This is a genomic window from Bacillus sp. AFS053548 (genome assembly GCF_002575105.1).
In the GTDB taxonomy this organism is placed as follows: Bacteria; Bacillota; Bacilli; order Bacillales; family Bacillaceae_G; genus Gottfriedia.
The window spans coordinates 1-19326 of sequence record NZ_NUHI01000031.1 but is presented as its reverse complement, the minus strand read 5'-3'; the positions used below and the strand labels follow the sequence as shown (position 1 = coordinate 19326).

19 protein-coding genes, 1 tRNA gene and 2 riboswitches are annotated in these 19326 nt (G+C 33.1%); of the genes, 6 read left to right on the top strand and 14 right to left on the bottom strand.

What is annotated here, in order from left to right; genetic code table 11:
- Window positions 1-300 precede the first annotated feature (300 nt).
- Window positions 301-1629, bottom strand: a complete 1329-nt coding sequence (locus CN946_RS16995; RefSeq protein ID WP_098426344.1) for an NCS2 family permease — start codon at window positions 1627-1629, stop codon at window positions 301-303.
- Window positions 1630-1800: 171 nt separating this feature from the next.
- Window positions 1801-1900: riboswitch (purine riboswitch) on the bottom strand.
- Between the two features lie 626 nt (window positions 1901-2526).
- Window positions 2527-4062, bottom strand: a complete 1536-nt coding sequence (gene guaA, locus CN946_RS16990; protein ID WP_483295403.1) for a glutamine-hydrolyzing GMP synthase — start codon at window positions 4060-4062, stop codon at window positions 2527-2529.
- A 146-nt stretch (window positions 4063-4208) separates the two neighbouring features.
- Window positions 4209-4311: riboswitch (purine riboswitch) on the bottom strand.
- A 189-nt stretch (window positions 4312-4500) separates the two neighbouring features.
- Between guaA and CN946_RS16985 the strand changes: the two genes are divergently transcribed.
- Complete coding sequence (locus tag CN946_RS16985; protein ID WP_098862232.1) at window positions 4501-4848, top strand: DMT family transporter; 348 nt, start codon at window positions 4501-4503, stop codon at window positions 4846-4848.
- 1 nt (window position 4849) lies between these two features.
- Entirely contained in the window at window positions 4850-5170 is a 321-nt protein-coding gene (locus CN946_RS16980; protein WP_056470039.1) for a DMT family transporter, read from the top strand.
- A 61-nt stretch (window positions 5171-5231) separates the two neighbouring features.
- Here the strand turns inward: CN946_RS16980 and CN946_RS16975 are convergent, their stop codons facing one another.
- Together CN946_RS16975 and CN946_RS16970 are read right to left on the bottom strand one after the other, a co-directional pair.
- Entirely contained in the window at window positions 5232-5990 is a 759-nt protein-coding gene (locus tag CN946_RS16975; protein ID WP_098862231.1) for a peptidoglycan recognition protein family protein, read from the bottom strand.
- A 147-nt stretch (window positions 5991-6137) separates the two neighbouring features.
- Entirely contained in the window at window positions 6138-6542 is a 405-nt protein-coding gene (locus tag CN946_RS16970; RefSeq protein WP_098862230.1) for a hypothetical protein, read from the bottom strand.
- A gap of 232 nt (window positions 6543-6774) precedes the next feature.
- Between CN946_RS16970 and CN946_RS16965 the strand changes: the two genes are divergently transcribed.
- Both CN946_RS16965 and CN946_RS16960 read left to right on the top strand, forming a co-directional pair.
- Window positions 6775-7626, top strand: coding sequence for an ATP-dependent DNA ligase (locus tag CN946_RS16965; RefSeq protein WP_098862229.1), 852 nt, complete (start codon window positions 6775-6777; stop codon window positions 7624-7626).
- 537 nt (window positions 7627-8163) lie between these two features.
- Window positions 8164-8694, top strand: coding sequence for a hypothetical protein (locus tag CN946_RS16960; protein WP_098862228.1), 531 nt, complete (start codon window positions 8164-8166; stop codon window positions 8692-8694).
- A gap of 49 nt (window positions 8695-8743) precedes the next feature.
- On the opposite strand, the gene CN946_RS16955 is transcribed toward CN946_RS16960, so the two are convergent.
- The 4 genes from CN946_RS16955 to groES all read right to left on the bottom strand — a co-directional run bounded on the left by CN946_RS16955 (window position 8744) and on the right by groES (window position 12288).
- The gene (locus tag CN946_RS16955) at window positions 8744-9466 is read right to left on the bottom strand and encodes an anti-sigma factor (protein ID WP_098862227.1); all 723 of its coding nucleotides are present in this window, start codon (window positions 9464-9466) and stop codon (window positions 8744-8746) included.
- Window positions 9463-10038, bottom strand: a complete 576-nt coding sequence (locus CN946_RS16950) for an RNA polymerase sigma factor (RefSeq protein ID WP_098862226.1) — start codon at window positions 10036-10038, stop codon at window positions 9463-9465. Before CN946_RS16950 ends, CN946_RS16955 begins: the two co-directional genes overlap by 4 nt.
- Before the next feature lie 280 nt (window positions 10039-10318).
- Window positions 10319-11944: a chaperonin GroEL gene (gene groL, locus CN946_RS16945; protein WP_098862225.1), complete on the bottom strand. Its 1626-nt coding sequence runs from the start codon at window positions 11942-11944 to the stop codon at window positions 10319-10321.
- 59 nt (window positions 11945-12003) lie between these two features.
- A complete protein-coding gene (groES, locus tag CN946_RS16940; RefSeq protein ID WP_025672094.1) occupies window positions 12004-12288 on the bottom strand; it encodes a co-chaperone GroES in 285 nt (94 codons plus the stop codon).
- 274 nt (window positions 12289-12562) lie between these two features.
- Here groES and CN946_RS16935 point away from each other — a divergent pair, with 274 nt between their 5' ends.
- Window positions 12563-13234, top strand: coding sequence for a CPBP family intramembrane glutamic endopeptidase (locus CN946_RS16935; protein WP_098862224.1), 672 nt, complete (start codon window positions 12563-12565; stop codon window positions 13232-13234).
- Between the two features lie 40 nt (window positions 13235-13274).
- On the opposite strand, the gene CN946_RS16930 is transcribed toward CN946_RS16935, so the two are convergent.
- Entirely contained in the window at window positions 13275-13901 is a 627-nt protein-coding gene (locus CN946_RS16930; RefSeq protein ID WP_098862223.1) for a redox-sensing transcriptional repressor Rex, read from the bottom strand.
- A 161-nt stretch (window positions 13902-14062) separates the two neighbouring features.
- Here CN946_RS16930 and abc-f point away from each other — a divergent pair, with 161 nt between their 5' ends.
- Entirely contained in the window at window positions 14063-15988 is a 1926-nt protein-coding gene (abc-f, locus tag CN946_RS16925) for a ribosomal protection-like ABC-F family protein (protein ID WP_098862222.1), read from the top strand.
- A gap of 216 nt (window positions 15989-16204) precedes the next feature.
- On the opposite strand, the gene tsaD is transcribed toward abc-f, so the two are convergent.
- From tsaD to CN946_RS16900, 5 genes are all read right to left on the bottom strand, one after another.
- Window positions 16205-17227 carry a tRNA (adenosine(37)-N6)-threonylcarbamoyltransferase complex transferase subunit TsaD gene (tsaD, locus tag CN946_RS16920; protein WP_483295402.1) on the bottom strand — a complete coding sequence of 341 codons (1023 nt, stop codon included), beginning with the start codon at window positions 17225-17227 and terminating at the stop codon, window positions 16205-16207.
- Window positions 17224-17676, bottom strand: a complete 453-nt coding sequence (gene rimI, locus CN946_RS16915) for a ribosomal protein S18-alanine N-acetyltransferase (protein ID WP_069033997.1) — start codon at window positions 17674-17676, stop codon at window positions 17224-17226. Before rimI ends, tsaD begins: the two co-directional genes overlap by 4 nt.
- Before the next feature lie 9 nt (window positions 17677-17685).
- A complete protein-coding gene (tsaB, locus tag CN946_RS16910) occupies window positions 17686-18378 on the bottom strand; it encodes a tRNA (adenosine(37)-N6)-threonylcarbamoyltransferase complex dimerization subunit type 1 TsaB (protein ID WP_098862221.1) in 693 nt (230 codons plus the stop codon).
- On the bottom strand, window positions 18359-18826 hold the full coding sequence (tsaE, locus tag CN946_RS16905) for a tRNA (adenosine(37)-N6)-threonylcarbamoyltransferase complex ATPase subunit type 1 TsaE (RefSeq protein WP_056470004.1): 468 nt from the start codon (window positions 18824-18826) through the stop codon (window positions 18359-18361). The genes tsaB and tsaE overlap by 20 nt, the downstream gene beginning before the upstream one ends.
- Window positions 18827-19229: 403 nt before the next feature.
- Window positions 19230-19305 (bottom strand) — tRNA-Asp (locus CN946_RS16900).
- Window positions 19306-19326 lie beyond the last annotated feature (21 nt).

The window sequence follows — 19326 nt, the reverse complement described above, 5'->3', positions numbered from 1 at the left end:
TAGTTTTCAAAGTTCACTTCGCCGCTTCAGAAGCGACTTATAAATCATATCATTTAAAGTTTGTTTAGTCAACAACTTTTTAAATGTTTTTTGATTTTTATTTCGTTTGTTTTCCCTCGTTTGGGACAACATAGAATAATATACCAGCTATTTAAGTTAATTACAATACTAAAATAAAAGTACTACTATTCAGAATTATTAAGTTGTAGTAGTTTCCATCCACATTACCTCTATATATTATGATAAAAATAAAGCCAGCCTCCTAATTTTGGAGGCTGGTTCTTAACGTTCTATTTTTACCTATTCTCTAAAAAATGCTAGGAATAATAGGAATACTACACACAACACATACATTACAGGATGAATTTTTTTCGTTTTTCCAGCTGCAATCATTGAAATCGGATAGAAAATGAAACCAACTGCGATACCAGTTGCAATACTATAAGTTAAAGGCATTGCAATAATTGTAAAGAATGCTGGAACAGCAATTTCGAATTTTTTCCAATCAATTTGACCAATTGATGAAACCATTAAAACTCCGACTACGATTAAAGCAGGTGAAGTTACCGCTGCAGTTACAACCCCTAATAGTGGTGCAAAGAATAATGCTAGTAAGAATAAGATACCAGTAACTACTGCAGAGAATCCAGTACGTCCACCAGCAGCTACACCAGCAGTTGACTCAATATAAGAAGTAGTAGTACTTGTACCTAAAGTTGAACCAACTACTACAGCAGTGGCATCAACCATTAATGCTTTACCAGCTCTTTCAAGTTTGTTTTCTTTTAATAATCCAGCTTGGTTAGCTACAGCTACTAATGTTCCAGTTGCATCAAAGAAATCTACAATAAAGAAAGTTAATACTACAGCAAACATTTTACCTGAAGAGAAAACATCTGGAATATGTTTAATTGCTTGACCGAATGTTGGAGCAATACTTGGTACTGGACCAACAACTGAAGATGGTAAGTCGATAATTCCAAAAATCATACCTGCGATTGCAGTGATGATCATTCCTAAAAATACACCAGCTTTTATTTTTCTAGCCATTAAAACTACAGTAATAACTAAACCGAAAATCGTTAATAAAACAGCAGGTTCGTTTAATTTACCAAGTGATACGAATGTCGCAGGGTTACTTACGATAATACCTGAGTTTTTTAAACCTACAAATGTAATAAAGAATCCAATACCGCTACCAATTGCTAATTTTAATTCAATTGGGATTGCATTTATAATTTGTTCACGAAGACCAGTTAATGAAAGAATGATAAAAATGATACCTGATACGAATACGCCAGCTAATGCTGTTTGCCATGGAATACCCATTCCAAGAACTACGTTAAAAGCAAAGAATGCATTTAATCCCATACCTGGTGCTAAAGCAATTGGATATTTCGCATAAATACCCATTAAAATCGATCCATATGCTGCAGCTAAAGATGTAGCTACAAAGATTGCCTCTTTATTCATTCTTAAAGCTTCTGGGAAATCCTTTATATCTGATAATGATAAAATTGATGGATTTACAAATAATATATAAGCCATTGCTAAGAATGTAGTTAAACCAGCAATTGTTTCTTGACGATATGATGTGCCTAACTTGTTGAACTCAAAATAATTACTGATACGTTCTTTCATGTGATCCTCCTAAGTTTTAGTCTTAAAAGTCGGTCTCTATTGTTTAAAATAGAAAAGGCACTTTTACACAATGGTAAAAGCGCCTATCACGAGCAGTTTCATTCTGAAGTTTATTAACCCTAGATTAGTAGAATAATAGCAAAATAGTGGGTTAATAACTTTCAGAAATCATTACTTCGTAGTCCGCCATTTTACGGTGGCGGGTAGAGACGCTAGTCCATATTTACTAGCCTATACGACAAGTTATGACAAATAATTTATTTAATTTACATCCTTATCTTACAATCAGTTTCGATTAGTGTCAACAAAAAAACGAACATTTTTTATAAAATATTCGTTTTCGTTCGCTTTTACCATATTTTAGTTATTCAATTAAACTTCATCATTTGGAAATACACATCTTAGTCAAATAAAACACTTAATTAACAGTAAATTCTAATAACTATTGTACTATAAACTGGTCAACAAATGACAAAATTCTACAAAAAAAAGTCATAATCACTTACTAAAGAAGATATTTAGCCATGTTTAATAATACAAATAGTAACGATGCAATTACAAAACTAATTATTATTACGATTATCTTTGGTAAATTTAAATTATTAAATAATTGAATTACACTCTTACTTCCTAATACTCCCGAATAAACTACAAAAATAAATATAATACTTGATAAAAAAGTTTGTTTTACTGACCTGGGGATACGAATCCATATTTCTATAAGTTTCTGCAGTTTCCGACCCTGCCAAGTAAAAATACCGATTATAAACCAAAATTATCACAGGATACGATCACAAGTTTCGGCTAATTGTTACAAACTGGGGTCAAATCTCAAGATAAAATAAAAAAGCCATGAACCCAATAAGGGTTTATGGCTTTTTCTTATTATTCCCACTCAATCGTTGCAGGTGGCTTACTAGTTACATCATAAACTATACGGTTTACATGTTTAACTTCATTTACAATACGAGTTGAGATTTTTTGTAGTACATCCCAATCAATACGTGCCCAGTCAGCAGTCATTCCATCGATAGATGTAACTGCACGAATACCTACAGTGTAATCATACGTACGTTCGTCACCCATTACACCAACACTACGGATGTCAGGTAATACTGTGAAATATTGCCAAATCTCTTTATCTAAACCAGCTAAAGCAATTTCTTCACGTAAAATTGCATCTGATTCACGAACGATTTCAAGTTTTTGATCAGTAATTTCACCTAATACACGAATTCCTAGACCTGGTCCTGGGAATGGTTGTCTCCAAACGATTGCATTTGGAATTCCTAGTTCAGTTCCAACTGCACGTACTTCGTCTTTAAATAATGTATTTAAAGGCTCGATTAACGTGAATTGCATGTCTTCAGGTAATCCACCTACATTATGATGTGATTTAATTGTTTGAGCTGTAGCCGTACCGCTCTCGATAATATCTGTATAAAGAGTTCCTTGAGCTAAGAAATCCATACCTTCTAATTTAGCTGCTTCATCATCAAACACATAGATAAATTCATTACCGATAATTTTGCGTTTTTCTTCTGGATCAGAAACGCCAGCAAGTTTACTTAAGAAGCGCTCTCTAGCATCTACTTTAATTACGTTCATGTGGAAGCCTTCGCTAAACGTCTTCATAACGCCTTCAGCTTCATCTTTACGTAATAAACCATGGTCAACGAAGATACATGTTAATTGATCACCAATTGCTTTATGAATTAATACTGCAACTACTGAAGAATCAACACCACCACTAAGTGCACAAAGTACTTTTTTGTCGCCAACAGTATTACGAATAGTTTCAAGTTGAACTTCAATGTAGTTTTTCATTGACCAGTTTGATTCACATTCGCAAATATTGAATACGAAATTCTTTAATAGATCATTTCCGTATTCAGAGTGGCGAACTTCTGGATGGAATTGTACACCATACATTTTTTTAGCTTCGTTACTCATTGCTGCGATTGGGCAAGAAGCACTAGTTGCATCTACTACGAATCCTTCTGGTTGTTGAGTTACTTTATCACCATGGCTCATCCAAACTACGTGGTCTGAAGGTAGGTCTTTTAATAAAGCAGACGGATTCTGAATATTTAATTCAGCTTTACCGTATTCACGTTGGTCAGCTCTAGCTACCGTTCCACCAAAATGTTGCGTCATTAACTGCATTCCGTAACAAATACCTAAGATTGGAATTTCTAAATCAAAAATTGCTTCATCACAGAAAAAAGCATTTTCACCATATACGCTATTTGGTCCGCCAGAGAAAACAATCCCTTTAGCGCCCATTTGCTTAATTTCTTCTGCAGTTATTGTATGAGGACGTAATTCACTATAAACGCCAAACTCACGGATACGTCGTGCTATAAGTTGGTTATATTGACTTCCAAAATCTAGTACTACAATTGTGTCATGTTGTTGCAAAACGGTCACCCCATCTATATATATTGAATTAACGTATCAGTTAAACTGATACTATTTTTCCCAAAAAAAATAAAAAAAGCCGATTTTCTACTCTTTTTACATACGAAAAATACGCATAAGAAGGCAGAAAATCAGACTTAAGTTTAACAAAGTCAGACTGCCTTCATAGTCAGGGCATGTTACGGCGCCCCGGTAGAGACTCTCGACCCATATTGTCGAGGATATATGAAGAATAATGACGAATATTGTATTATTGTCTCATTCTAACAATGTATAATTTTTCGGTCAAGGTATTTCATTGCATAAAAAAAATAAATTTTTGTGTAAACGTTACAACTTGTCATGAATAAGATTATAGTGTATCTTTTAACTAACGAACGGTAGGTAGTTTACCAAGACAAAATCATTATTTAGTCTGCTATAAGGGAGAGATTTTTTATGAGTTGGATTTACTTAGTTATAGCGGGAGTTTCCGAAATTGCTTGGGCATTTGGACTAAAATACTCAGAAGGATTTACAAACTTGTTGCCAACAATTTTAACGATAGCTGGGATCTTGTTCAGCTTTTATTTATTTTCAAAAGCAATAAGAGATATTCCAATAGGTACTGCCTATGCAGTTTTTACAGGAATCGGTGCCGCTGGGACAGTTATTATAGGAATGTTATTTTTAAATGAATCAGCCTCTATATTAAAAGTTATTCTCGTAATTACATTATTATCTGGAATTATTGGCTTAAAATTAACTTCAGGTGATAAAAAAGCAAAGAAAGGAGATGCAGCATAAAATGGCTTGGTTATTTTTATTTATTGCAGGTTTGGGTGAAGTTGGCTTTGTCATTTTTATGAAGCTATCTAATAATTTTAAAAAACTTAACTACTCCATTTTGTGTATTTTATCTGGATGGACTAGTTTTTACTTATTATCAAAGGCCTTAAAGGTAATACCCGTCGGAACAGGTTATACAATCTGGACTGGTATAGGTGCGGCTGGTTCTGTTTTAATTGGCATGTTGTTCTTTAATGAATCACGCGAATGGAAGAGACTATTATTTATCACGTTAGTAATTGGATCTGTTATTGGTTTAAAAATCATCTCACCTCATTAAAAAAATCCCTATTCGAAAAAGAAATTGGGATTTTTCTTTAGGAATTATGTGATCTCGTCTTTTAAAACAGCTTGCCCCAAGTGTTTTTTCCAACAATTCCATCGACAACTAGTCCATTACTTGCTTGAAATTTTTTAACTGCATTTTCAGTAACTGGTCCAAAAATTCCATCTGCAGTTATTTTAAGTTTTTGTTGAACCTTTTTTACAGATTCACCTCTTGATCCTTCTTTTAAAATACCAGGGTAAGGAACTGAATCTGTTTGGGTTATCGGGGGATTTAAGATGGCATTCACTTTTGCTTTAAACTCGTTAAATCGATCGGGTTTGTCTATGAAGGTTTTTGGACATGGCTTATGTGTTATATCATAATGTCTTACAATGTCATTTTCATTTAATTTAAACATCTTACACAATTCAGCAATTACTCTGATCGTTCGTGTTAATGTATATTGTGAAATAGTACCATCCTTTTCGACACACATTTCAACACCGATTGAAAGCTTATTTGCATTCGGAGCCAGTTCATCCACCCCTCTATAAACACCACCATTACTATTTCTTTCATAATGATCATTTGCATGATAAGCTACTTCATCAAGCGGAATAATACAGATTGCCTCTTTCGAATCAACAAAAATATGAGCAGATGCATATGTTTTATTTTTTATCGCTATACCGTTAAAATACCTTTTGTGACTTTGTGCACTTGCCCCCGGATTGGCTGTCCAATGAAGCACAATTTTTCTAACTTCTTTCAATTTTATTGACGGCCTCGTATACTTGTTCATCGAAATAAAATCATTTCTCCAAGTTGCCAAAATTAGCACTCCTTTTCAATATTGGCATGTCCAAACAATCATCTTTCGAATACTTGGACATGTATATTAATACAGTATTCTGAAAGATAAAAATCGTTACATACAAAAAAAGAGAGTATTAGATACTCCCCAAAATGTTTAACTAAACTACTTATTTTTTAGTGGTTTAACATAAATTGCTTGTGATGAATTAACAGATATACAACCATCCAAATCTTTCTCTTTTAACAACCCCAAATTAATAGCAGACTTGATTTTATCTCCATCTGGTTTTCTAACAATTTGTATTAAATCAGCCAGGTTTAGTTCTTCTAATTTATTAATTGTCTTCTCCTCATTAAATTTCTCTTTTTTTCTTATGATTCGTTCAAGTTTTAAATTATTAATAATTAGCTCACCTTTTTCATTCATTCCAACTTGAAGATCAAAGTATCCATGAAAAATCTTTTGTAATTCTTCTAACTGATTTTCAATATCCTTCTTTTTTTGACTCAAATCATAGTACTCGTTCAACATCGGTTCTGTAATTTTGAAATTATTTTTCCTCCCCATTTCATAACACCACTTTTCATAAGAAGATAATTAATCTTATTGTGAAATTAGACGAGTTATGACTTGAAATACATTTGAATTAAAAGTACATTAACTAGTGGAAGACTAAAAATAGAGTGAATTATTGCTATATAAGAAAACAAAAATATTTATGTTATTTATATATATCAAATGAAAAAGAAAGGAATCTTGATTATGTTGAAAAGCAACAATCATGATAGCGAAATGAAAAATGTTTATTGAGCCAATGTTATTACAAAATGCTGATAAACCATTTGACTCTGATCAACATTATTTTGAATTGAAATCAAATGGTATTCGAATGATGCTTGAAAGGCAAAATGGAAAGAATAAACTTTTTAATCGAAATGGTACCGAGATTACGGAGAGAATCCCTGAACTCGAAAATATCGACTTAGATGATTGTTACTTAGACGGTGTTTTAGTTTGTTATACTGACGGCAGAGAGGATTTGGAAGCTGCAACCAATCGAGTAAGTTTTATTCAAGAATATAAAATAATACAAGGAAGCAAACAATTTCCATTAACATATATCGTTTTTGATATTTTACGTTTTAAAAATAAAAACTTAATGAAAGAACCTTTATCTTATCGAAAAAAAATCCTTTCAGAAACTATAGTTGATCAAGAATCAATTAAAAAAAGTTTTTATATCGAGTCGGAAGGTGAGATGTTTTTTGAGCAAATTAAAACTCTTGGACTTGAAGGTATAGTAGCTAAATCAAAAGATTCTACTTATATACCAGCACATCGATCATTAAATTGGTTAAAAATTATTAACTGGAGATATAGTAATTACTATATAACAGGCTATAAAAAACAAGGAATGGGATTATTAATCTCGGAATTAAAAAATGATGAGTATGTAAATGTAGGGATAGTAGAGTTCGGGATGAATACTGGCCAAAAAACAGCTTTCTTTAGTCTAACTAAGCATATAAAAACTGGAGAAGACAAAAATTATATTTTTGTAGAACCATTAGTTCGATGTGTGATAAAAAGTAGAGGTCAATTAAATAGCGGAGAATTAATTGAACCTATATTCCATGACTTTATCGTTTAAAAAATAACTTTTTCAGAGTAATGATCTAGCCCCCTTTAATGTAGAAAGTATTTGTAGCTTTTTACTTACACGAAGGGGTTTTTTATTTTCTATTTAAATATAAGCCATAATATGATCAACCAAAATGGTATAGAAAATAAAAGACCAAAAAGGCATCCTCTATATAAACCAAAATTCATCTAAATCATCCTTAAAAAGTTATTTAATTTAATTACAATATCGCATCAAAGGTTTTCTGCTTTTATCAAATTTACTATACATAGTTAAACTATATATAGTCAATAAAGCCTAAGTCTTATTTAATTCAATTTCTCCAATCTAATACCAGTTAGTTATTCTCATTATCTACTACTCCAATAGTAAATAATCGAAACATAAAAATAAAAAACCTATAAAAGTCCCCGTTTTTTTATCAGTTAATTTATACACCCCTTACCTTTATAAAAATTTTAAAAAATTACATTTCCCTTCAAACCGTACTAGTATTTAATCCGTTACCTTTAATGAAACTTAAAAATTAAAAGGAGATGTATGTTAATGAAAAAAATTCGTTTTTCCTTTGTAGCAGCTATGTCGATATTTTCAATACTTTTATTTAGTGCAGTGGCATTCGCTGCGACTGATTTTACCCAATTTGGATTTCCGAAAGTAATTGCAGAAAAGAAAATTGAAGCAGGTGGAGCTGCAAAAATTAGTCATAGTGGAATAAAAATTGATATTCCTAAGGGCACGTTTAGTAGTGACGTTGTTTTTCAAGTACTAGAAGGGAATAATAGTACCTTCCAAACAAATGCCCCAGAAGGTGAAAAAGTGATTATGAATTTTGCGTTTAGAGTGGTGGATTCAAAGACTAATGAAATAATTTCCAAGTTTAATAATCCAGTTATGTTTAGCTTTAAAGATAAGAACGTTAATGATGGAAGCATATATTATAATGTAAAACAAGACGGGAGTATTGCGAGGAATTCTGAACCAGCTGTAATCGAAGATCGAACTTTAACTCACGCAATTGGAGGAGCTCCTGTTGGATGGTTAATAACTTCACCAACAAATAGTATTAAAAAATAGTGAAGCTTTTAGCCCATGATTCTTTTAACTGAATCATGGGCAATTTACTTTATGTTCCTAAAACTTTTTTTCCACGTGGCTGGATACCATTTGCATCTGGTTCAAGCGAAATACCGATTGCTTCAAAAGACTGCTCTTTTTCATTTAAAACGTAAGTAAGAAAACCATTACCATTTTTATCAACATGAAAAGTTCCCGCACTTCTTCGCTTTCCATCATGGATTAACCACGCTTGATAAGCCTCAGTACCTTTTGTAGTCGCAAGCCCTCGTAGTTTAAAAACAATCTGTTTTCGAGCACCTTGCTTGTAAACCCACGCATTTCCATTTGCTAAATTTACTTCGGGATTGGTAGATTTTAATGAATATACTTGAACAACGTCTGTTGGTGAGATTGTCTTTTTACTTACCTGGGCTAACTCTTGTTTAAGGTAAAGATTATTCCATAGTAGGCCAACAAAGGAAACTAGTATTATAGCAGCTGCCAAAACGTATAGGAATTTGCGAAAGCGAACTATTGGATTTTTAACAGTAGATTTATCAGATTGAAAAATATAATTCATTACATCTTCCTTTAAATCTGTGGGAACTTCTACATCATCCAAACTTAACGGAATCACATTCCATGCCTCCTCCATCTCTTGGACTTCCAAACGACAAAATACACAATTTAAAATATGTTCTTCAAATAAAATCTTTTCTTCTTCTGTAACTTCTCCGAGCATATATGAGACTAAATCATTGGAAAATGAACAACCTTTATTATTAGTCAATTTTTCATTCCCCCTAACTCCGGTTCCATCCTATTTCTTAAAATTTTTAAGGTTTGATGTAATCGACTTTTAATCGTTCCAATAGGTTCTTGCTTCATCTCAGCTATTTCACGAAGTGTATATCCTTCCCAATATAACCACTGAATTAGCTCGATTTGGCTGTTTGAAAGGTATTGATAAGCATGCTGTATTTGTTCTCTTAGCAACTTCTTAGACACTATTTCGGCGGGATTATTGGAAGGGTATTCCGGTATTTGCTCCAATTGTTCCTGTCCAATTGCAATTAAAGATTGTTCCTTTTTCTCCTTACGATGATGATCGATAGTGATATTTCTAGTAATTGTAAGTAGCCAATTTATAAATTGACCTTTTTCCGGATCATAAGCATTCTTCGTGGTCCAAATTCTCATAAATACAGCCTGGACGATTCCCTTTGATTTCTCTGGATCCTTCGTTGATTTTAAACTAAACGAGTATACAACTTTAATATAACGATCATATAATTCTTCTAATGCAGGCCGATGTTTTTCTTTTATTAGATGCATCAACTCTGCGTCACTCATTTTTTGCATAAAAAAAGCAAGCCTCCTCATTATTTACATGATTCCTTTTAATAAGTAACGAACAATAATGGAAAACGGTTTGATTTAAAAGATTTGAATTTGATATTTTTGTTTTTAAAGGAAATAAATTTTGTACTTTCTTTGCCACAAAAAATCCCCTTACAGATAAACAGTTAAGATCATCATAGCATGTTCTCTTTTTTTCCTGTCTACCTATAGGGGATTATATCAATTACTATTATTTATAAACATAAAAAAAACCCTTGATTGCTCAAGGGTTTTTTCTTTATTACATCATGCCGCCCATGCCGCCCATGCCCATGTCAGGCATAGCTGGAGCATTTTTCTCAGGGATATCAGCTACTACTGCTTCAGTTGTTAAGAACATAGCTGAAACAGATGCTGCGTTTTGAAGTGCAGAACGTGTAACTTTAGTTGGGTCAACGATCCCTTCTTCGATCATGTTTACCCATTGTCCGTTAGCAGCATTGAAACCAACGCCAACTTCCGCAACTTTTAATTTTTCAATAATTACTGATCCTTCTAGACCTGCATTTGTAGCGATTTGACGCACCGGAGATTCAAGTGCACGTAATACGATGTTGATACCTGTTGCTACGTCACCTTCTGCTTCGATTGCAGCTACTTTATTGTATACGCTCATTAATGCAGTACCACCACCTGCTACAATACCTTCTTCAACTGCAGCACGTGTTGAGTTTAACGCATCTTCAATACGTAATTTACGTTCTTTTAATTCAGTTTCAGTTGCAGCACCAACTTTGATTACTGCTACACCACCAGCTAATTTAGCTAAACGCTCTTGTAATTTTTCGCGATCAAATTCAGAAGTAGTTTCTTCTAATTGAGCACGGATTACGCCGATACGTCTTTGGATAGCTTCAGTTTCACCAGCACCTTCAACGATTGTAGTGTTTTCTTTTGTTACTACAACTTTTGAAGCACGACCTAATTGAGTGATGTTAGTTGTTTTAAGATCTAATCCTAATTCTTCTGTAATCACTTCACCGCCAGTTAAGATCGCGATATCTTCTAACATTGCTTTACGACGGTCACCGAAGCCAGGAGCTTTAACAGTAACTGCATTGAACGTACCACGTAATTTATTTACGATGATCGTTGCTTGTGCTTCACCTTCAACATCCTCAGCAATGATTAATAGTGGCTTACCTTGTTGAACAACTTGCTCAAGTACTGGTAAGATTTCTTGAATGTTTGTTACTTTTTTATCTGTGATTAAAATATATGGATTTTCTAATTCAGCAACCATTTTCTCTGAATTTGTAACCATGTAAGGAGAAGAGTATCCACGGTCAAATTGCATACCTTCTACTACTTCTAACTCAGTTGTGAAACCTTTTGATTCTTCAAGAGTAATAACTCCATCATTACCAACACGCTCCATTGCTTCAGCAATTAATTGTCCAACTTCTGGATCCGCTGAAGAAATTGCAGCAACTTGTGCGATTGACTCTTTACCTTCAATTGGTTTTGAGATTGTTTTTAATTCTTCGATTGCTACAGCAACTGCTTTTTCGATACCTTTACGGATACCCATTGGATTTGCACCAGCAGTTACGTTTTTAAGACCCTCACGAATCATAGCTTGAGCTAAAACTGTCGCAGTTGTTGTACCGTCCCCAGCAACGTCATTTGTTTTGCTAGCAACTTCAGCAACTAATTTTGCACCCATATTTTCAAATGCATCTTCTAATTCGATTTCTTTTGCGATTGTAACACCATCATTTGTAATTAATGGAGACCCGAATTTTTTCTCAAGAACTACGTTACGTCCTTTTGGTCCTAAAGTTACTTTTACAGCATCAGCTAAAGCGTCTACACCACGTAACATTGCGCGACGTGCTTCTTCACCAAATCTAATGTCCTTTGCCATGAAAATGACCTCCTTATAATATAAAAAATATATTTTTTAATTTAAGTATTTTTATTTTATTAACCTATGATTGCAAGTATATCGTTTTCGCGAAGTACTAAGTATTCAGTACCACCGTACTTAACTTCTGTTCCTGAATATTTAGAGAAGATAATGCGGTCACCTACAGATACTTCTAAAGCTACGCGCTCACCATTTTCAAGTACTCGGCCAGTACCTACTGCAACAACTTTGCCTTCTTGTGGCTTTTCTTGTGCACTACCTGGTAACACGATACCACTAGCAGTTTTTTCTTCAGACTCAACAAGCTCAATTACAACACGATCACCTAATGGCTTTAACATGTGTAATACCTCCTCAATAATCAAATCATTATTTTTTAGCACTCATGTATATTGAGTGCTAACACAATTATTAGTTTAAATAATATCAAAAAATTTTGCAAGCCCGAAGCAGGCACTTTTCTTGTCGAAATTTAATAAGTTTTTTTCTTTACAATCAAAAGTAAAATAAAAAGTGAAAATTTCTTTTAAGAAACAAAAGAAACGAGTAAAATAATGTACGTGTTGTTATAAACCTTTGGGTTATGAAAAATATCAACACAAAGGAGCTAACGTATTGAAAACTAGAGATTTATGGATTTTATTAACGTATGTCGTTCTTCAATATTCAGCGGTATTTGGGGTGCCCTATTTATTAAATAGTAACTTATACGTTGGAGTAGATCAGAAAACAGCTTCTCTTGAAGCGGTGGCATTATGGGGTTGTATTAGTTTCGTAAGTGGATTAATTATTATTCTTATCTTATTACATAAGCCCATTTATGAAGGAATAAAGAATCTAAAAACTAATTATCGTACAATAATAAATTGGGTTATTTTAGGTTACTTCATAACAATGCTAACTCAAATTGTTTGTAATTTAATTTTAATTTATGTATTTGATTTAAATAAGGGCTCAGAAAATACTCAAAATATCATAAACATCGCTAAGCTTAACCCGGCTTTTATTATCATCCCAAGTCTGGTTGCACCAATTTTAGAAGAGATTATTTTTCGACGAATCATTTTTAGAAGGCTTTATAATCGATTACCATTTATTATTTCTGCTGGGATTAGTTCAGCGATCTTTTCGCTTATGCATGGAGACTTGCCCTTCTTTTTATCTTACTTTCTAATCGGTTTTGTATTTTGTTATCTGTATAAACGAACAAACTCAATTATGGTACCAATCTTAACCCATATGTTAATGAACTCTTTTGTCGTTTTTCAGCAGATCAATTTACATTAAAAACCCCCAAGTTTTTGGGGGTTTTTATTTTAATATGAATTTATTGTTGTAAAAAATATGCCAATGTTTGAAGTTCAACTGCTAAGTCTATATGATGAATGCGAATATGTTCTGGTACACTAATTCGTGCAGGTGTGAAATTTAAAATTCCTCTAATATTTTTTCCTTTTAATCGATCAGCTATTGATTGTGCTACAGGTGCAGGAACAGTTAAAATAACGATTTGAATATCTTCATTCATAACTTCCTCTAGATGATCTAGATTATAAACGGGTACTCCACCTATTTCAGTACCTATTTTATTTGGATCAATATCAAATGCCATCTCAATTTTTGTATTATTATTTTTTATAAAATTATAATGTAAGAATGCAGTTCCTAAATTACCAACACCAATTAATGCAACTTTCATAACTTCATGCTGGTTAAGCGCTTTCGAGAAAAAAGTTAATAAATAATTTACGTTATAGCCATAACCTTTTTTACCAAGTGCTCCAAAATATGAAAAATCTCTTCTGATTGTAGCGGAATCTACCTTTACTGCTTCACTTAACTCTGCTGAAGAAACTCTTTGTTTACCTGATAAAGACAAATTCTTTATAAAACGGTAATATAAAGGTAGACGTTTAGCAGTAGCTTGTGGAATTTTAATTTGTTCCGAATCCATTTTTTAATCCCCCACTTACTGTAATTCTTTTTACTATGGTGTGTAATTTGACTTTATTTTAGTAATAAAGTACTTGTTCTAATGTAAAATATACACTATATTTAAGAATTTTGACAGTCTACAGTTACATAGATAAAAAATTTTGCAATGAGGTGTTATCCATGATTCTTTTACAAGTAAATAATGTCTCAAAGTATTTTGGTAGTGACATTATACTTTCAAATATAAAATTAGAAGTTCAAACGAGTGATCGAGTTGCCATTGTTGGACGTAATGGTGCAGGAAAATCTACATTATTGAAAATCATAGCAGGTGAAATATCCTATGATGGCGGTGAAATAAATAAACCTAAAGACGTTACTGTAGGCTACCTAGCCCAAAACTCTGGTTTACAAAGCGATAAAACGATTTGGGAAGAATATTATTCTGTATTTAATCATTTAGTAGAGATGCAGGATAATATGAGAAAATTAGAAGTTAAAATGACTAGGGAGGATGTCTATTCTAATCAAGCCGTTTATGACAAGGTTATGAATGAATATGATCATCTTCAATATACATTCAAAGAAAACGGTGGTTACCAGTTTGAAGCAGATATTCGTTCAATAATTAGTGGTTTAGGTTTTAGTAATGAAGATTACGAAACAAAAATTTCTTCGTTAAGCGGTGGACAAAAGACAAGACTGGCATTAGGTAAGCTATTATTAACGAAGCCTGATTTGTTAATCTTGGATGAGCCTACGAACCATTTAGATATTGACACTCTTAGTTGGTTAGAGCGCTACTTACAGTCATACCCTGGTGCAGTATTAATCGTTTCCCACGATCGATATTTTCTTGATCAAGTTGTTAATATTGTTTATGAAATATCTAACCATAAGCATCAACGATTTGTTGGGAATTATAGTAAGTACCTTGAACTAAAGGCAGCTCAATATGAACAAGAGTTAAAACAGTTCGAAAAGCAACAAGAGGAAATCTCTAAACTTGAAGATTTTGTGCAGCGTAATATTGCGCGTGCTTCAACTACTAAAAGAGCTCAAAGTCGTAGGAAACAATTAGATCGAATGGTTCGATTAGACAGGCCACTTGGTGACGAGTCTTCGGCTAATTTTTCATTTACAATTGAAAAACAAAGCGGTAATGATGTGTTGTCTGTACAAGATTTATTTATTGGCTATGATCGTATCCCAACAATCGATCATACGATGAGATTCGTACTGAATCGAGGGGATAGTGTCGCATTAGTCGGTCCAAATGGTGTAGGTAAATCGACATTACTTAAAACGATTATTGGAGATTTAGAAAAATTACAAGGAACGATTGATTTTGGTGCAAATGTTTCAGTTGGTTATTATGATCAAGAGCAAGCAAAACTAACTTCTAATAAAAGAGTATTAGACGAACTTTGGGATGATTATCCATTAATGGCCGAACAAGAAATTCGAACAATATTAGGGAACTTTTTATTTTCTGGAGATGATGTGACAAAAATTGTTACCTCTTTAAGTGGTGGAGAAAAGGCTAGATTAGCTTTAGCTAAGCTTATGATGAAAAAAGCTAATTTCTTAATTCTTGATGAACCTACTAACCATTTAGATTTAGATAGTAAAGAAGTGTTAGAAAATGCTTTATTAGATTACCCTGGAACGATTTTATTTGTTTCTCATGATCGTTACTTTATGAACAGATTATCCACAAAAACTTTTGAACTAGCAAAAGCAGGATTATCAATTTATTTGGGTGATTATGACTATTATCAATTTAAGAAAAACGAAGCATTTGAAAAAGAACAAGCAGAAAAAGAGGCTACATTATCACAAGTTAAACAATCTTCTCAACCAATTTCTGATTATCAACAAGACAAAGAATTGAAGAAAAAAATCCGTCAAACTCAGCGCCGTATAGAGGAGATTGAAAGTAATATATCGCAATTTGAGCTTGATATAGAGACGATCGAACTAGAATTATGTAAGCCAGAAGTTTACGGTAATTTTCAATTAGTACAAGAATTAACAAATAAGAAAAATGATATCGAAGCTAAGTTAATAGACCTAATGGAAGAATGGGAGAACTTACAAGAGTAATGACTAAACGGATAAGCTTTTTGCTATCCGTTTTTTCTTATCTACATATTTATCCACATATATTCAATTATCATTTAGCTTTTACACAGGTTTATACACATTATCCACAGCAAAACAGTAATGTTATACACAATTTTGTACACATAGTTTAATAAGTTTTTAACAAATAAAAAGTACTTATCCACATTTTATAAAAAAATTGTGAATAAGTACTTCTTACATATTCTCTAAATCCAAACCTGGATTCCCGTTTAATGCCAAATTACCTAGTTTCCCTTGTTTTAAACGGATAAATGCAGCAGCACCAATCATCGCAGCATTATCTGTACAAAGTGATAGTGGTGGTATAACTAATTCTATATTACTCAAAGCATTCATCTCTTCTTGTAATGTAGCTCTCAACCCTTTATTAGCTGCAACTCCTCCGGCTAATAAAACTTGTTTTACATTATATTCTTTTGCAGCTTGAATTGTTTTTGTAACAATTACTTCAATTACACTCTCTTGGAAGCTTGCTGCGACATCAGCTGGTGATACTTCCTCGCCTCTTTGTTCAGCATTATGCATATAATTAATAACTGCTGACTTTAATCCACTAAAACTAAAATCATAGCTTCCCTCTTCTAACCATGCTCTAGGAAAAGGAATAGTTGCATTTCCTTCTTGTGCTAGACGATCAATGTGAGGACCACCTGGATAAGGTAATTTAAGTGTTCTAGCGACCTTATCATAAGCTTCTCCTGCTGCATCATCCCTTGTTTCACCTATTACCTCAAAAATGCCATCTTCCTTCATGTAGACAAGCTCTGTATGCCCACCAGAAACTACTAAGGCTAATAGTGGATATTGCAGGGGCTGTACAAGTTGATTAGCATAAATATGACCCGCAATGTGGTGTACTCCTATAAGCGGTAGTCCATGTGCAAATGCAATTGCTTTTGCCGCATTTACCCCAATTAGTAACGCTCCAACAAGTCCTGGACCTTCTGTAACTGCAACTGCAGCTAGATCTTCATATTCTACTTGTGCTTGCTTCATGGCTTCTTCGATTACCAAAGTTATTTGCTCAACATGTAATCGTGATGCAACTTCAGGTACTACTCCACCAAAACGTTTATGAATATCTATCTGAGTAGCTACTACATTACTTAATATTTCATTTCCATTTTTAACAACTGCGGCTGAAGTTTCATCACAGCTTGTCTCTATAGCAAGAATTAAACAATTTTCATTTATCATTTCAAATTCACCCACATAACTAATGCATCCTCAAAATTATCCGTATAATAGCTTTTTCGAATACCACCATCTTGGAATCCCAGCTTTCGATATAGTCCCATTGCTACATGATTTGATACCCTTACTTCTAAAGTTAATGTATCAGCTCCAAGATTTTTAGCAGTTTCCATTACTGCCCGAAGTAACTTTTCGCCAAGACCTACTCCTCTATAATCTGGCAAAATAGCTATATTTGTAATATGTCCCTCATCAATAACCACCCATAATCCACAATAACCAATTATTTTCTCATCAACTTCAGCCACTATATAATTGGCAAATTGATTTGAATATAATTCATTATAAAAAGCATCATATGTCCATGGTGTAGGGAATGATAGTTTTTCAATTTCTACTATTTGATCTAAATCTTCTTCTTTCATTTTACGAAAAGCAACCGATGAGATCATAATATCCTCCTACTTTTCTTGGCTTGCTAGCCAATTAGCTTCTGCTTCTGATAATCTTAAATATTCTGGTGCAAAATTATGAACTGATTCTTCTTTTTCTTCTAAGCTACACGTAAACAGTTCACTTGGTCTCTGGTTATTCAAACTTTCTTTTGCAAAGACAGCTTTATCTTTTAAATGCTCAATAATAAATTCTTTATGAATTGATACATCATTACCAATAAATAAGATTTGTTCATTATAAGATTTAAGCTTTTCAATCCAGATACTTCGGTCAATATTGCAGTCTTCTAATACCTCATTAGTAACCTGACCTCTAAAATCATAAAGGCCTGTAAATAATAAGTTGCGTCTTGCATCAAATATCGGGCAAACTAATCCATTAAAATATCGCCCGTTAGCAGCCAATACCTTCAAACTTGATACCCCAATAATTGGAATATTTAAAGTGAAAGCTAATGATTTAGCCACAGTTACACCAATGCGTACACCTGTATAAGAGCCTGGACCTTTTGCAACCAGTATTTTAGATAGTTCCTTTGGTTTTATATTGCATTCTTCCATTAAAGTACTAATTGCCGGCATTAGTCGTACAGAATGGTTTTTATTAATAAATGTTATCGTTTCTCCAATAACAGATTGATCTTTTATTAGACTAATCCCCATAACATTTGTAGATGTATCAATTGCTAAAACGGTCATTGTTTATTAACTCCTTACAAATAAATTCATACCTAGATCCACTTGGAATAAAAGTAATCATTCTACCATTTTCTTCATGAGTTATTATGATTTTTAAGAATTCATTTGGTAAGTAATCTGAAATTAAATGAGCCCATTCTACAACACAAACACCTTCACCCATAAAATACTCATCAAAGCCTAAATCTTCACTACTACCTTCTAAACGATAAACATCCATATGATATAGAGGAATTCTACCTTTATATTCTTTAATAATATTAAAAGTTGGGCTATTAACCGTTCTTTTTACATCAAGACCTTTAGCAAATCCTTTCGTAAAAGTGGTCTTTCCAGCACCAAGATCTCCTTCTAATAAGATTACATCTTTTTGTTGCACTAGTTGTCCGAGAAAAAATGCAATTTCTTGAGTTTCTTCCTCAGTATTTGTATGTAAAACAATTTCCAATTACTTCACCACCAAAATTCTAACTCGTCTATTTCTAACTTTGCCATATTATATCATTTCAAAACATTAAGCGGATGTCAAACAGTAATATTCTTTTGAATAGTTTAGATAATTTATTGAAATTTATATTTAGGTTGTATTCGTTTATTTTGTTATGTCTCTCGCTTATCGCATGTCATAACCAGTGCCTTCTAGTCGCATAGGCTCCTTGTGATTTCTACCATCCCATGTTTCCTAATTAAGGTTGAGTTGAACAGTCTTTGCTTCTGTCGGCTTCTGTTTTATACAGTTATAATGATTAAAAGTAATACTCTTACAAATAAGATCTATTTAAATTTTACTCATTTCAAAAATAATAAAAAAAACGAAACAATTTTTTGTTTCGTTTTAAGAATCGTATGTATGGCGGTCCCGACCGGGATCGAACCGGCGATCTCCTGCGTGACAGGCAGGCATGTTAACCGCTACACCACGGGACCATTTTGGTTGCGGGGACAGGA